This is a genomic window from Cypionkella aquatica (assembly GCF_030161095.1).
GTDB classification, from domain to species: domain Bacteria; phylum Pseudomonadota; class Alphaproteobacteria; order Rhodobacterales; family Rhodobacteraceae; genus Cypionkella; species Cypionkella aquatica.
Genome location: NZ_BSPP01000004.1, coordinates 243450 through 258319, shown reverse-complemented (window position 1 = coordinate 258319; position 14870 = coordinate 243450). Strand labels below are relative to the sequence as shown.

The following is a 14870-nucleotide window of genomic DNA, read 5'->3' as shown; positions in this document are numbered from 1 at the left end:
TGCCCAAGCCTAAACCGCTTTGAACACGCTGCACAATCCGCCCCGCCCTTGTGTCCGCACAATTCTTCCGTTGACGCGGCTTGCCCATCGGCTAACCGTGACGCCCAAGCAGGAGCCTTGCCATGATCCAAACCCCGCCGAAATCCGGCATTTTCACCCCCGTTCTGATTTCCGGCTGCGTGATCCTGATGCTTGGCTTTGCCATCCGCGCCAGTTTCGGGGTGTTCCAGATCCCGATTGCAGCCGAGTTCAACTGGCCACGGGCCGAGTTTTCCATGGCTATTGCCATTCAGAACCTGGCTTGGGGCGTTGGTCAGCCGATCTTTGGCGCGATTGCCGAACGCTTCGGCGACCGCCGCGCCATCATCGCAGGCGCGATCCTCTATGCGTTGGGGCTGGTGCTTTCCAGCTTTGCTGTGACCCCCGGCCAGATGCAATTCTTGGAAATTCTGGTCGGTTTCGGCATCGCAGGTACCGGCTTTGGCGTCATCCTTGCCATCGTGGGCCGCGCCGCCAAACCGGAAAACCGCTCGCTCGCGTTGGGGATCGCCACCGCTGCAGGGTCTGCGGGCCAAGTCTTTGGCGCCCCCGCCGCACAAATCCTGCTGAACTACTATCACTGGCAAGTGGTGTTCATCATATTCGCCGTGGTGATCCTGTGCGCTTTGTTCGCGCTGCCCTTCCTGCGCTCGCCCACCGTCGCCACCAAGGCCGAGCTGGACGAGTCGCTGGGCACAGTGCTGAAACGCGCCTTCAAAGACCCGTCCTTCACCATGATCTTCGTCGGCTTCTTTTCCTGCGGCTATCAGCTTGGCTTCATCACCGCCCACTTCCCCGCCTTCATCACCGAGAAATGTGGCGCGATTGACCCCTCGGGCTTGCTGGCGGATATCGGCATCACCACCACCTCAATCCTGGGCGCAATCGCTATCTCGGTGATTGGCCTTGCCAACATCGCAGGCAGCATCATGTCCGGCTGGCTTGGCAAACGCTACACCAAGAAATACCTGCTGTCGGGCATCTACGTCGCCCGCACCGTGGCCTCAGCCTTGTTCATCCTGCTGCCGATGACGCCTGCATCTGTGCTGATCTTCTCGCTGGTGATGGGCAGCCTGTGGCTGGCGACCGTGCCGCTGACCTCTGGCCTTGTCGCCCATATCTACGGCCTGCGCTACATGGGCACTTTGTATGGAGTGGTGTTCTTCTCGCACCAGCTTGGCAGCTTTCTGGGCGTCTGGCTCGGCGGCAAGTTCTACGACATGACGGGCGATTACAGCCTCGTGTGGTGGATCGGCGTGGGCGTGGGCGCGTTCTCGGCCATCGTGCATCTGCCCATCCGCGAGAAACCGCTTCTGGCCCAGCCCGCTTGACCCGATAGGAGCCACAATGCGCATCGGTATCGCGGCCCTTGTTCTGGCCTATGTGCTCAGCCAATTCTACCGCGCGTTTCTTGCGGTCCTGTCACCTGTGCTGAAAGCAGAAATTGGCGCAACAGCCGAAGACCTCGCCTCGGCCTCGGGGCTGTGGTTTCTCGCCTTCGCGCTGATGCAAATTCCGGTCGGTATCGCGCTGGACCGGATCGGTCCCCGCATAACCTCCGCCGGATTGCTGGCGGTAGGCGGCCTTGGCGCTGCGATTTTTGCCACAGCAACCGGGCCGGGCGCGATCAATCTGGCGATGGTGCTGATCGGCATGGGCTGCGCGCCAGTGCTGATGGCCGCATACTACATCTTCGCGCGCACCTTCTCGCCTGCGGTGTTTGGCACGTTGGCGGGGGTGGTGATCGGTATTGGCTCGCTGGGCAATCTTGCGGCCTCGCTGCCGTTGTCGCTGGCGGTCGAGGCGATTGGCTGGCGCGGTGCGATGTGGGGCCTGTGTGGGCTGACCCTGATCACCGCCGCCGCGCTTTGGCTGCTGGTCCGCGATCCCGCCCGGGTCCAGCACACCAGCAAAGGCTCGATCTTTGATCTGCTGCGGATGCCAGCACTTTGGCCAATTCTGATCATGATGGCCGCCTGTTACGCGCCCTCGGCGGGCTTGCGCGGGCTGTGGGTGGGCCCCTATTTCGCGGATGTGTTCCAAGCCGACGCCACCCGGATTGGCATGGTCACGCTGATCATGGGGCTGGCCATGGTTGCGGGCAATTTCGCCTATGGCCCGCTGGATCGCCTGCTGGGCACCCGCAAATGGTTGATCTTTGGCGGCAACGCCTTGGGGGTTGCCTGCCTGCTGGGACTTTACACCCATCCCGCCACCCCCGGCCCCCTGCCCATCGCTTTGCTCGCAGGCGTTGGCTTTTTCGGCGCATCCTTCCCGATGGTGATGGCGCATGGCCGCGCCTTCCTGCCGCCGCATCTGGTCGGGCGCGGCGTCACCCTGATCAACCTGTTCGGCATCGGTGCTGCAGGCATCATGCAGATGCTGACCGGGCGCTTGCACCACGCCCTGACCCCCAGCGCCACCGCGATCAACAGCGCCCCGCCCAGCACCCCCTATGCTGCGCTGTTCGCCTTCTACGCCGCCCTGCTGACACTTGGCCTGCTGGTTTACCTTGTCTCAAAAGACCGCACCGACTGACCCGCCTTCGTTTTACGCTTTCCCCGCGCCGCCCCATGCGCTAACAGGCCACGTCTTTGATGGTCACAGACAAAATTCTAGGAGACCCCGATGGGCTATAAAGTCGTCGTCGCGGGTGCCACGGGTAACGTGGGCCGCGAAATGCTGAACATCCTCGCCGAGCGCGAGTTCCCGATTGACGAGATTGCCGCACTGGCTTCGCGCAAATCGCTGGGCACTGAAATCAGCTTTGGCGACAAGACCGTAAAGACCAAGGATCTCGACACCTTCGACTTCACAGGCTGGGACATCGCTTTGTTCGCCGTGGGCTCGGATGCCACCAAAATCTACGCGCCCAAGGCCGCCGCGGCTGGCTGCGTGGTGATCGACAATTCGTCGCTCTACCGCTACGACCCCGCCGTGCCGCTGATCGTGCCGGAGGTGAACGCCGATGCGATTGCGGGCTATACCAACAAAATGATCATCGCCAACCCGAACTGCTCGACCGCACAAATGGTTGTGGCGCTGAAGCCTTTGCACGACCGCGCCCGCATCAAGCGTGTGGTTGTCAGCACCTATCAATCGGTGTCGGGTGCCGGCAAAGAAGGCATTGACGAGCTTTGGGATCAGACCAAGGGCCTTTACGTTCCCGGTCAGGAAGTCGCCCCGTCGAAATTCACCAAGCAGATCGCCTTCAATGTGATCCCGCATATCGACGTGTTCTTGGATGATGGCTCGACCAAAGAAGAATGGAAGATGGTCGCGGAAACCAAGAAAATCCTCGACAAGAACATCAAAGTCACCGCGACTTGCGTGCGCGTGCCGGTGTTCGTCGGCCATTCGGAATCGATCAATATCGAGTTTGAAGACTTCCTTGATGAACACGAGGCCCGCGATATTCTGCGCGAATCCCCCGGTATCATGGTGATCGACAAGCGCGAAAACGGTGGCTACATCACCCCGATCGAATGTGTGGGCGATTACGCCACCTATATCAGCCGCATCCGTCAAGACAGCACGATTGATAACGGCATCAACCTGTGGTGTGTGTCTGACAACCTGCGCAAGGGTGCCGCCCTGAACGCCGTGCAGATCGCAGAACTGCTGGGCAGTCGTCACCTGAAAAAGGGCTGATCTGGCCCGCGTTAAATTGGAAAAGCCCTGCCATTTGGCGGGGCTTTTTTTATGCCCCGATTGCTGCGCGCCCTACAGCCGAGCAGACCATGCGGCAGATGTGAACCAAGCCACCCGATCAACCGCCGATGCGCGAAACTGGCTAAAATACACAACATCTTGTGTAAAATTCCGAAAAATCGGCATAAAAACACAAGTCTGTCCCCGCTGGGACAGATTTTTCTGTGATAAATCGCATCCGTAGCTGGCCTTCCTCAGGCCGCAACGCCCGCTTTCAGCCCGTCATAAACCGCTTCTTCTGCGGTGCGCGGCGCAAGGCAATCGCCAATCTGGGTGAAGGCAATTCCCAATGCGCCCAACTCGGCTGCCAAGCCATCGACGGGCACATGCCCAAGGCTGAGCACCAAAGTATCCACGCCCGAAATCTCCATCGCCTCACCGCTCGGGGTGTGCTGCAAATAGACCGTATCCTCGGCGGTGCCGAACAGCCGGGCATAGGGGCGCACCTCGATCTGCAAGCGGTGCAAATCAGCCGCCATCGTATCGCGCACATACAGCGGCAGGCTTTCGCCGGGGTGCAAACCGTTCACCGCCAAGGTGACACGCGCGCCATCGCGGGCGGCCATCTCGGCGATCCCCGGCGCGATCCAGTCGCAGCGCCAATCCGCAACCACAACCCGCGCGCCCAGTTTGACCTCGCGCCGCAGCACCTGCCATGCCGTCACGATCTGAATCTGGCCATCGGTCGGCAGGTCGGGCACATGCGGCCGCGCCCCGGTGGCAATGATCACGGTATCGGGCGCTTCGGCCTGCACCAGCGCGGCAGTCACCGTCACGCCCCGCCGCACCTTCACCTGCGCACGTTCCATTTCACGCGCAAGATTGGTGATAATGCCGCCAAACTCCGCGCGCTTCGGCAGCAATTGCGCCAGCAAGGCCTGCCCGCCAAGCTGGCTTGCAGCCTCATACACCGTCACATCATGGCCGCGCTTGGCGGCCGTAATCGCGGCTTTCATCCCCGCCGGACCGCCGCCCACCACCATGACCTTCTTGCGCCTGTCCGTGGGGCTCAGCGTGCCAAAGGCCAATTCGCGCCCGGATTCCGGATGCTGGATACAGGAAATCGGCAGGCCGCGATGGAAATGGCCAATACAAGCCTGATTGCAAGCGATGCAGGCGCGGATGTCATCGACAGCACCTGCTTCGGCCTTGGCGGGCATCTTGGGGTCACATATCAACGCCCGCGTCATGCCGCACATATCCGCATGACCCGCCGCGATAATCGCCTCGGCTTCTTGCGGCTGATTGATCCGGCCCGCGACAAACACCGGAATTTTCAGGGCTTTGCGATAGGCCCCGGCATCTGCGGCGAAATAGCCCGCAGCAAAGGCCATGGGGGCTGCAATATGCACAGCACCACCGATGCTGGCCGAAGTGCCCGTGGTGATATTGACGAAATCGAGGCTGGATTCGAGGGCGATACAGGCAGCAAGCGCCTCGGGCTGGGTCAAGCCGTCTTCGTCACGCTCGCCTGCGGAAATGCGCAGACCGATGACGAAATCCTGATCGGTTGCCGCCCGGATCGCGGCCAAAACGCGGGTCAGGAAGTGCAGGCGCGCGGTGTCAGAGCCGCCGAAATCATCGTTGCGCAGATTGACCCGGGGATTCAGAAACTGTGCGGGCAGATAGCCATGCGAGGCGACAACCTCGACCCCATCAAAGCCCGCGATGTGCAGGCGCTTGGCAGCAGAGGCATAGCCCGCGATGATTTCCTCAATCATCGCAAGGGATAGCACGCGCGGCATCACATGAAAGCGTTCGTTCGGCACGGCAGAAGGGGCGTAGGCGACAGCCAGCAAGCCATCAGCGCTTTCCATGATTTCGCGCCCCGGATGGAACAACTGGCTAAAGATCACCGCCCCCTCCGCATGAACCGCTTTTGCCAGTTCGGTATAACCGGGGATACAAGCATCCGTGGTCGCCATCAAAAGGTGCGACGTATAGCGCGCCGTTTCATGCACCCCCGCCACCTGGGTGATGATCAAGCCCACCCCGCCCTTCGCCCGCGCCTGATGATACGCGATCAGCGCGGGATTAACGGTGCCATCGGTGGGCATGGTGGTGTCGTGCCCGGTGGACAGGATGCGGTTCCTGATCTGGGTACGGCGCAGGGTGATCGGTGCGAACAGATGCGGAAAGCTGGTCATGGCGGGCCTGTTGGTTGCTGCGTCTTAGCTAACAGGTCAGTAAAAAAATGGAAGATATTTTTACTATTGGCAAATAAACTTGCGATTATTGTGCAGCTGCGGCATGTTTGCGGCATGGATGATGTGACTGATCCCGCAGGTTTTTTGGGTGAGCGGATGCGCGGTTTGCGCAAGCGCCGTGGGCTGACTTTAGCTGATCTGGCCGGGGCGGCGGGGTTGTCTATTGGATATATCAGCCAGCTGGAGCGTAACCTTGCCTCGCCGTCCATCCCGGCTTTGGTTAGCATTGCCAAAGGCTTGGGCGTCACGGTGCAATGGTTTTTCGCAGGCGAATCGCCGGTTCCAGACGCCGAGCGTGGCTATGTCATCCGGCGCGATAACCGGCTGAGCCTGCGCTATGCGGGCGGTATCGTTGATGAATTGCTCACGCCCAAGCTGAGTTTGCAGGTTGAGATGATCTACAGCCGGATGCCCGCCGGGACGGAAAGCGAGAAATCCTACACGCATGAGGGCGATGAGGTGGGCTTTGTGCTGCAGGGCCAGTTGGAAATCTGGATCGGTGATCGGCACTTTCTGCTGAACGCGGGCGATACCTGCAGCTATGCCTCGTCCGAGCCGCATCGCTATCGCAATCCCGGCCCGGAAGAGGCGGTGGTGCTGTGGGCGATCAGTCCGCCGAGTTTTTAGCCATGGCTTTCAGTGCTGCCAGAAAACCCGCGAACAGTTTGCGCATGGCGGGCTGTTTATAGGGAAAGATCTGCGGGCAATCCATGTCATGCACGATCATCGCCACGTCCAGCTCGAAGACCAGCAAGCGGCCGTCGGGAAGTTCGGCACAATCAAGTCCAAAGTAATCAAGGCCGATGCGGTGGTAAAGCGCGGTGAAGGCTTGCGCGTGGCGTTGGGCGAAGTCCTGATCGAATTGCGCCATCCAAGCAGCCTCATCTGCGCGACGGGCGGGCTGATTGGCCATATCTGCGTTCAGGTAATGCACCATCCAATGCGCAGAGCTGGCCATATGTCCGGCAAAGGGTTTCCCCTTGATCAGAACGATGCGCTGCTTGGTATAGAGGCCGTTGCTGCCACGATAATCAATGAATGGCGCTGTATAGACTTCGGGCGCATCATGGGCGCGCAGCCATTCGGCAAGATCGCCAGCACCGTTGATCCGCGCCATGCCAGCCCCGGCATGGGTGCCGACCGGGCGCAGGATCAGCGGTGCTGCGATCGGGGTTGTCATCAGCAGATGGATCAGATCAGAGCGGGATTGCCGCAGAGTGGGCGGGGTGTAAAGGCCGGGCGCATCAGCCAAGGTGCGCGTCACGCGGTCGCGCGACAGATTGGCGATGGTGGCAGCATCCCGGTTGGCGATGGCGGTGGGCCAATGCTGCAGTTGGGCGTGCAAATGGCGCAGAACCGCGGCGTTTTCTGGGGATTCGCCGATAGCCATGAAGGCCACATCATGCACTGGCAGGTCGGCAAGCTGGGTATCCGTGTCGACGAAATGCAGGATCAGCACCGCATCTGATCCGTGCAGCAGAAAATCCAGTGGCGTGTTTGCCATGAAGTCGCCCGCCGTCACAAAAGCCAGAATCCGCAACCCAAGACCGGAGCCATGGGTGATCTGATAGCTTTTCTGCAGCGCAATCGCGTGGCGCTGCATCTGCGCGCCTTCCACCGCAAGATCGCCGCCTTGCAGCATCAGCAACGTCGCCAGATCCAGCAAAGCCCCCGGATCGGCGACAGGGCCTTGCACGCGGGCCACCAGTGCGCGGGTCAAGGCGGATTGACTGGCACCGGCATAGGCCATCCGCACGATGGCACCATAGCCGATGCTGGGTGGTTCGGGGGTAGGGCCGATCACCAAATTCTGGTGCCGAGCTGAGGTCGCAAGCTGCATAAACTCTCCTTCACACGCGCCGTTCTGGCGTGCGTTCAGGCGTAAAGCTTGTTTCTAAAGAAACCGTTTCCGGCAGTGGATTTTGCGCCGCCCCGCTTTAACCGCTGACGCCGATGGCTTCGGCCAGATCCTCGGCCTGTTCGCAATCGCCACACAGATCTTGCAGCTTTTTCAGATTGGCTTTGGCCGCATCGGTTTGACCCAGTTCAACGAACATCTCGCCCTGATATTCCAGCGCGCCAAGATGGCCGGGGTTGAGGGTCAGCGCGGTGGTGTAGGATGCCGCTGCCACATCCATATTGCCCAGCTTGCGGTTGGCATAGCCGCGCAAGTTCCACGCATCGGCGTTTTCTGGTTGTGACGCGGTCAATTGATCCAGCAGCGGCAAAGCACCTGCGTAATCTTCGGCAGCAATCTTGGCCTTGGCTTTGGTATAATCGGCGTCAACTTCGGTGGCCTCTTCTGTGCCAGCGGCCATCGCCGGATCAAGTGCCATCGACACCAGACCAAGCAGGCCGAACAGCATGTAAGCGAAGATATGGGGCATTTTTGCTTCTCCCTTTGGTGACGTCTGAGTGGCATCCCTGCGCGTGCAGGCACGCTAGCCGATTCGTTTATTTTGCCGCATCAAGCCTGCGTGTGATGGCAAAACTATGCCAGACCTTCAGATTGCAGCACTTGGCGGATCGAAACTGCGGTTTTGTCGGTGATTTCGGTCAACTCGGCATCGGTGCAATTATAGGGCGGTGCCAGAATGACGATATCGCCGTTGGTGCCGTCGACATTGCCGCTGACCGGATAACAGATCAAGCCATTCTGCATCGCGGCGGCGCGGATTTTCAGCGCCAATTGCCGTGCGGCGGGAAAGGGCTGCTTGCTGTCACGATCCGCGACCAGTTCTGTGCAGATGAAATGGCCGCGCCCGCGAATATCGCCGACCGCTTCGACGCCATGGAGAGCCTCTGCCAACCATGATTTCAGCCGGGACTCGTTGGCGGTAACGCGGGCCAGCAAACCTTCGCGGGCGATGATGTTTTGCACCGCGACCCCCGCAGCGCAGGCGGCAGTGTGGCCGGTGAAAGTGTGGCCAGTGCCGAAAGCGCCATCTTTGGTACGGATGGCATCCCAGATTCTGGTGGTGCAGATCGCGGCACCCAAGGGCATGTAGCCGCCAGCAAGACCCTTGGCGACCGACATGATGTCAGGCTCCACACCGTCGCGGGCCAGCGCGCGCCACGGCCCGGTACGACCCGCACCACACATCACCTCATCCGCGATCATCAACACGCCGTGACGGTCGCAAATCTCGCGGATGCGCTTGGCATAGCCGTCGGGGGCAGGGACGCAGCCACCAGCCGCGCCCACAACGGGTTCAAAAATAAATGCGGCGATGGTATCGGCACCGTGGTGCAGGATGGCGGTCTCTAACTCTGCCGCGCAGGCCTGGCCTGCGGTTTCGGGCGTCGCCCCTTCGATAGGGCGATAGGCATTGGCGGGCGAGAGTTTGATCGAGGGGATGAACGCACCCTCATAGGCTGTCGTGCGCTCGGCAAAGCCGGAAACCCCCAGCGCCCCCAAAGTGTTGCCATGCCATGACCGCTCGCGGCTGATGAAGCGGCGGCGGGATTTCTGGCCGATGGCGGTTTGATATTGCAGGGCGATCTTCAGGCAGCTTTCGACTGCCTCTGATCCGCCCGTTACATAGACCATTTCACGCAAGCTGCCGCCGGTATGGGCGCGGATGATCTCGGTCAATTCCTCTAGCGCGTCGGTGGAAAAGTTATAGCGGTAGCCGTGCGCGATCTGGCCAAGCTGGGCGGTGATGGCGGCGTTCACCTCGGGGTGTGCGTGGCCAAGGCAATAGACCGCAGGGCCGCCCGAGCCGTCGATATACTGCTTGCCCGTCGTATCCCAAAGATAGCTGCCACGGCCATGAGTGACCTTCGGCAAGATGGCTGTGATAGTCAGAGTCTCGGCTTTGGTCATGGTTGGCCCTTTGATTTTGCGGCAGCATGGCAGCGCAGGGATGGTCGGGCAAGGGGGCAACGGGCTTGCCTGTTGACGTATGGGGGCCGTAGACTCTGGTAAACCCAAGGAGGATTCCATGCGTCATTTTACCCTGTTTGCCACGCTGTTATCGAGTGCTGCCGTGATGGGCCCGGCCTTTGCCGATCAGATCGTGGCGGCCAGCCATATCACGGCGGTGACGGTCTATCCTTACGGCGCGCAAGTGACGCGGGTGGTCGATTTTGACGCCGCAGTGGGGGCGCATGATGTGCTGATCCCAGATCTGCCCGCGCAGACCCCGGCAGAGCTGATCCGGTTGCAGGCCGAGGGCGTGACTTTGGGCGCTTTCTCATTGCGCACCGACCGGCTGCCCCCGCGGGATGAGACGAAAGATCCCGCGATGCTGGCAGCCAAGGCGGCGGTTGCGGCTGCCGAGACCGACGTGCGTTCGGCGCAGGCTGGGGTCGATGCGATCAATGCCGCCGTTGAGGCCGCCGAGGCGCAGGTGGATTTTCTGCGCCGGCTAAGACCCGAAGGCGATGCGGTCACGGTCGAGGGCGTGAAGGCGTTGGCTGGCATGGTCGGGGTCGAAGTGCTGACGGCGCGCAAAGAAGCTTTGGCCGCGCAGACGCAACTTCCCGCCGCGCAGAAGGTGTTGGAGGATGCGAGAAAGCTGTTGGGCGACGCGCAGGCTGGTCAGGATGCGCTGTCGCAGCGGGCGGCGGATTATGCTGGCTTGTCGGTGGCAATCACTGCTGATGCGGCGGGGCCGGTGCATTTGGTGGTGCAGCATTATGTCGAGTCAGCCAGCTGGCAGCCAGTATATGACATGATGCTGACCCGCAAAGATCCCAGCTTGACCATCGTGCGCGGCGTGCTGGTCAGCCAGACCTCGGGTGAAGATTGGGCCGGGGTTGATCTGACGCTATCCACCGCACAGCCTTCCGAGCAGGCTGAACCTTCCGTTCTTTGGCCGGATCTGAAGCGGGTGATTGATCCGGTTGAGATGGCAAAGCGCGCGGCGGCGGGCGATGAAAATGCGCAAGAGATGCTGTATTCTGGTGGCATGTCGGAACCCGTGATGGAACCCGAGGTCGTCGCTGCGCCGATGATAAAGGGCGATGTGGTGGTCTATCATTACCCGGCTGCGGTGGATGTGGCGACTGGGGTGGAAAATCTGCGGCTGGCTTTGGATGAGATCAAATTGGTGCCGCAGATCGAGGCTTGGGCGGTGCCGCGCCGCGATGACACCGCGTTTGTGATGGCGAAATTCGTCAACGACAGCGGTGAGATCTTGCTGCCCGGCCAAGCCTACCTGCTGCGCGAGGGAGAGCTGGTCGGTGCGACCCAGTTCAGCACCGTGGCGGCGGGGGCTGAGGCAAAGCTGGCGTTCGGCGCGATTGAAGGGCTGCGGCTGAAACGGGATATGCCGCTGCGGGCCGAGGGGGATCGGGGGATTCTAAGCAGCTCGACGCAGGTTGAGGAAAAGGCGGTGTTGCAGGTGGAAAATCTGACTGCCGAGGCTTGGCCGGTGCGGCTTTTCGATCAGGTGCCCTATTCGGAACAGGAAGATCTGGAGATCAGCTATACCGCCGATCCGGCCCCATCCGAGGTTGATGTGGACGGGCAGCGGGGGATTCTGGCTTGGACGTTTGATCTGGCTGCGGGCGAGAAAAAGTCGGTGCAATTGGATCATGTGCTGCGCTGGCCCGAGGGGAAACAGCTGCAGTAACGCCTTGTCCACGCGTGGACACAGGGGCTGTCCATAAGAAATCAATGGCTTAGGGGGTGGTCGTTCACGACTTGTTAAGCTTTTCGCTGCCGTTGTGACTTTGCTTGACATGCAGGTAAATACCTGCATAAATGGCAATGTGAAGGGACATGAAGCATGAACGACGATCTGGTTTTCAAAGCGCTGGGCGATCCGACGCGCAGAAAACTGCTGGATCTTCTGTGCGAAAACAACGGCCAGACGCTTGGCCAGTTGTGTGAAAATTTGGCAATGACGCGGCAATCGGCAACGCAGCATCTTGATCTTTTGGTGGCGGCCAATCTGGTTTCAGCCGTCAAGCGTGGCCGGGAAAAGCTGCATTATATCAATCCGGTGCCGCTGTATGACATCTATGCGCGCTGGGTGCGCAAGTTTGAAACACAGCGGCTGGGGCTGCTGCATGATCTGAAAACAATCTTAGAGGGGGATGCGTGATGGCGACCGAAAAGACCAGTTTTGTCTATGTGACCTATATTGCCGCGACGCCGGAAAAGGTGTTCGCCGCGATCACCAAGCCCGAGATTGCAAGGCGCTATTGGGGGCATGAAAACGTCTCGGATTGGGTGCCGGGGGCGGCTTGGCAGCATGTACGCGACAATGATGCGCGCCCGGTTGAGATCGTGGGGCAGGTTGTGGAAGTGGTGGCCCCGACCCGGCTGGTGATCACTTGGGCGGGGGCCTCGCAGGCGGAAAACCCGGATGCCTACAGCCGGGTGACGTTTGATATCGCGCAAGATGGCGACCGGGTGCGGCTGACCGTCAGCCATGATGAGTTGGAGCTTGGCTCGGGCATGGCGAGCGGTGTCAGCAAGGGCTGGCCCTTGGTGTTGTCGAGCCTGAAATCCTATCTGGAGACTGGGCAGGGCTTTGATTTGTCTGGCAGAACCAAGGCAGCATAGGGGGGTATCATGGGCCATAACTATACGGGCGGCTGTGCTTGCGGCGCGGTGCGGTATGAAAAGCCGGGAGAGACGGTGGCAGAGTTGCTTTGCCAATGCCAGCACTGCCGCCAGCGCAGCGGCACGGGACATTCGGGCTATCTGGTATTTGCCGACCGCGCCGGGTTTGCGGTAACGGGCGTGGTGAAAACCTGGGACATTGCCGGGGATAGCGGCAATCTGAAGCATCACGCGTTTTGCCCGAATTGTGGCACGCCGCTGTTTGTCAGCTTTGCCGCAGCGCCTGCGATGATTGCCATTCATCCCGGCAGTCTGGATGATCCAGCCGCCTTTGCGCCGCAGTTTGTCACCTATCACGCGCGGGGGCAGGCTTGGGATAATCTGGACGCTGGCTTGCAGAAATTCGCGGCAATGCCGGGATAGGTCAGCTGGCTGGCCGCAAAGTGTCGCGCTGCCAGCCATCGCTGAATTCCACGCGGTCGCAATCGGTAAAGGCGGCATAGCGGGCAAGTTCGGCGTCCAGTTTCGCCAAGCGCCCCGCGCCGAGTTTTATGCCCGCTTCGGGCCAGAACGCTTTGACGCGCAAGCAGCGATCGTCACGAAAAGCCTTGCAGTCGATGCGGCCAATCAGGCGGTCGCCTTCCAGCACCGGGAAAACATAATACCCGTACTGGCGTTTCGGTTCAGGGACAAAGACTTCGATGCGGTAGTAAAAGCCGAACAGAAACTCGGCGCGGTCACGGTCGCGCAGGGCGGGATCGAACGGCGACAGGATGCGCAGGCGGGCGGTGGCTTCGGGGGCGTGGGCGGCGGCGGTCAGCACATCCGGGCGGGCAAAGCTGCGCTGGCGTTTGCCCGTCGCGCCCTCAATTTCAATCTCGATGATCTGGCCAGAAGCAAGCGCGGCTTTAACCCAGGTTTTCACTTCATCGGGACGGAGGGCGTTCCAATAGGCGCGCAACTCGGTCGCATTGGCAAAGCCCAGATTATCGAGCGCGGATCCACAGGCCCAATCTGTCATCGCAGCCAGATCGTAAGTGGCGGCGCGGTGATGGGCGGGGATGACACGTTCGGTCAGATCATAGATCTTCTGAAAGCCGTCGCGGCCAGAAATCGCCAGTTGCCCGGTGCGCCACAGCCATTCCAGCGCGGTCTTTGATGGGTGCCATTCCCACCAGCCGCCCTTGCTGCGCACCTCGTCCTTGCCAACATCCGAGGTGGTGGCAGGGCCATGATCCGCGATGTGGCGCAGAATGGTTTCAAGTTGCGATTCGTCGCCATCGGGGAACCAGCGCTTGCGGTTCAGGCTCATCTTTTCAGCGCTGCGGTCAAAGCGGTGCTGCCAGTGTCCGTGCAGATGCACCGGCAGGATTGAGGCGTCATGCGTCCAGTGCTCAAACAAGGCGCGGTCGGTCTCTAGCAGCGCTTTCAGGGCAGTGGGCTTGTAGGACTGGCGGCGCGAAAACAAGATCATGTGATGGGCGCGGGCAACGGTGTTGATGCTGTCGACCTGCACAAAGCCGATGCGGTGGATCAGATCAGCAAGCGCTTGGCCATGGGCTGCGCCTGTCGGGGCCTCGGCCAGAGCATGGCGATGCAGGAACAGGCGGCGGGCGGCGGCATTGGTCAATAAGGGCAGCATGGTGCAGGCGTATCACGCCCATCGCTTCGGTCAACAGCAGGATTTTCGCGCGTGGGGGCATTGGCGCGGCTTGGCTGCGCGATGTCGGTTACGGCGCTTGTCCGACTCTCGGGGCAGGTCTAGGCTTTGGGTCAGACCCTGGAGGAGGGTCGGTTCAGGGAGGTTGTTATGGCATCTGTTTCGATACATCCGTCGGTTGACGGTGGGGTAAAGCCGGGTAAGGCGGGCTTTGCGGGCGGCACGTTGACCTGTCATTGCAAAACCGATCCGGTGGTGGTGCAGATCGGCTCGGATTGCTTGCACAACCATGTGTGTGGCTGCACCAAATGCTGGAAACCTGCGGGGGCGGCGTTCTCGATGGTGTCGGTTGTGACTTCTGACAATGTGAAGGTCATGCAGAACGGCGATAAGTTGGCGGTGGTCGATGCGGGCGCGCTGATCCAGCGGCATGCTTGCAAGGTTTGCGGTGTGCATATGCACGGGCCGGTGACGCGCCCCAATCACCCATTCACCGGGTTGTCGTTCATCCATACCGAGCTTTCGGGGACCGAAGGCTTTGCAGCGCCGACCTTTGCGGCGTTTGTATCGTCGGTGATCGAGGGGGGCACCGATCCGGCCAAGATGGACGGTATCCGCGCGCGTCTGTCCGAGCTGGGCCTGCCACCCTATGACGCACTTTCGCCGGGGCTGATGGATTACATCGCGACCTTTACCGCCAAGGCGAATGGGGTGCTGAAATAAGCGCACCACCCAT

14 protein-coding genes are annotated in these 14870 nt (G+C 60.7%); 9 read left to right on the top strand and 5 right to left on the bottom strand.

The features are described 5' to 3' along the window. Positions 1-122 precede the first annotated feature (122 nt). From QQJ98_RS04820 to QQJ98_RS04810, 3 genes are all read left to right on the top strand, one after another. Positions 123-1370, top strand: a complete 1248-nt coding sequence (locus tag QQJ98_RS04820) for an MFS transporter (RefSeq protein WP_284324192.1) — start codon at positions 123-125, stop codon at positions 1368-1370. A gap of 16 nt (positions 1371-1386) precedes the next feature. Further along, a complete protein-coding gene (locus tag QQJ98_RS04815) occupies positions 1387-2577 on the top strand; it encodes an MFS transporter (RefSeq protein WP_284324191.1) in 1191 nt (396 codons plus the stop codon). Between the two features lie 90 nt (positions 2578-2667). Further along, positions 2668-3690, top strand: a complete 1023-nt coding sequence (locus QQJ98_RS04810; RefSeq protein WP_284324190.1) for an aspartate-semialdehyde dehydrogenase — start codon at positions 2668-2670, stop codon at positions 3688-3690. Positions 3691-3944: 254 nt separating this feature from the next. Here the strand turns inward: QQJ98_RS04810 and QQJ98_RS04805 are convergent, their stop codons facing one another. Beyond that, the gene (locus QQJ98_RS04805) at positions 3945-5897 is read right to left on the bottom strand and encodes an oxidoreductase (protein WP_284324189.1); all 1953 of its coding nucleotides are present in this window, start codon (positions 5895-5897) and stop codon (positions 3945-3947) included. Positions 5898-6011: 114 nt separating this feature from the next. Between QQJ98_RS04805 and QQJ98_RS04800 the strand changes: the two genes are divergently transcribed. Further along, complete coding sequence (locus tag QQJ98_RS04800) at positions 6012-6584, top strand: helix-turn-helix domain-containing protein (protein WP_284324188.1); 573 nt, start codon at positions 6012-6014, stop codon at positions 6582-6584. On the opposite strand, the gene QQJ98_RS04795 is transcribed toward QQJ98_RS04800, so the two are convergent. The 3 genes from QQJ98_RS04795 to QQJ98_RS04785 all read right to left on the bottom strand — a co-directional run bounded on the left by QQJ98_RS04795 (position 6565) and on the right by QQJ98_RS04785 (position 9783). After that, positions 6565-7797 carry an ATP-grasp domain-containing protein gene (locus tag QQJ98_RS04795; RefSeq protein ID WP_284324187.1) on the bottom strand — a complete coding sequence of 411 codons (1233 nt, stop codon included), beginning with the start codon at positions 7795-7797 and terminating at the stop codon, positions 6565-6567. The two genes, QQJ98_RS04800 and QQJ98_RS04795, sit on opposite strands and share 20 nt — an antisense overlap. Before the next feature lie 97 nt (positions 7798-7894). Next, entirely contained in the window at positions 7895-8344 is a 450-nt protein-coding gene (locus QQJ98_RS04790; RefSeq protein ID WP_284324186.1) for a tetratricopeptide repeat protein, read from the bottom strand. A 104-nt stretch (positions 8345-8448) separates the two neighbouring features. Beyond that, positions 8449-9783: an aspartate aminotransferase family protein gene (locus QQJ98_RS04785; protein ID WP_284324185.1), complete on the bottom strand. Its 1335-nt coding sequence runs from the start codon at positions 9781-9783 to the stop codon at positions 8449-8451. Positions 9784-9901: 118 nt separating this feature from the next. Between QQJ98_RS04785 and QQJ98_RS04780 the strand changes: the two genes are divergently transcribed. The 4 genes from QQJ98_RS04780 to QQJ98_RS04765 all read left to right on the top strand — a co-directional run bounded on the left by QQJ98_RS04780 (position 9902) and on the right by QQJ98_RS04765 (position 12897). Further along, on the top strand, positions 9902-11536 hold the full coding sequence (locus QQJ98_RS04780) for a DUF4139 domain-containing protein (RefSeq protein ID WP_284324184.1): 1635 nt from the start codon (positions 9902-9904) through the stop codon (positions 11534-11536). A gap of 156 nt (positions 11537-11692) precedes the next feature. Beyond that, on the top strand, positions 11693-12010 hold the full coding sequence (locus QQJ98_RS04775) for an ArsR/SmtB family transcription factor (protein ID WP_284324183.1): 318 nt from the start codon (positions 11693-11695) through the stop codon (positions 12008-12010). Further along, complete coding sequence (locus QQJ98_RS04770) at positions 12010-12474, top strand: SRPBCC family protein (protein ID WP_284324182.1); 465 nt, start codon at positions 12010-12012, stop codon at positions 12472-12474. The genes QQJ98_RS04775 and QQJ98_RS04770 overlap by 1 nt, the downstream gene beginning before the upstream one ends. 9 nt (positions 12475-12483) lie before the next feature. Then, on the top strand, positions 12484-12897 hold the full coding sequence (locus QQJ98_RS04765) for a GFA family protein (RefSeq protein ID WP_284324181.1): 414 nt from the start codon (positions 12484-12486) through the stop codon (positions 12895-12897). Position 12898: 1 nt separating this feature from the next. Here the strand turns inward: QQJ98_RS04765 and QQJ98_RS04760 are convergent, their stop codons facing one another. Then, positions 12899-14116, bottom strand: coding sequence for a winged helix-turn-helix domain-containing protein (locus QQJ98_RS04760; RefSeq protein ID WP_284324180.1), 1218 nt, complete (start codon positions 14114-14116; stop codon positions 12899-12901). Between the two features lie 168 nt (positions 14117-14284). On the opposite strand from QQJ98_RS04760, the gene gfa reads away from it, so the two are divergent. After that, positions 14285-14857, top strand: coding sequence for an S-(hydroxymethyl)glutathione synthase (gfa, locus tag QQJ98_RS04755; protein ID WP_284324179.1), 573 nt, complete (start codon positions 14285-14287; stop codon positions 14855-14857). The last annotated feature ends 13 nt before the right edge of the window (positions 14858-14870 follow it).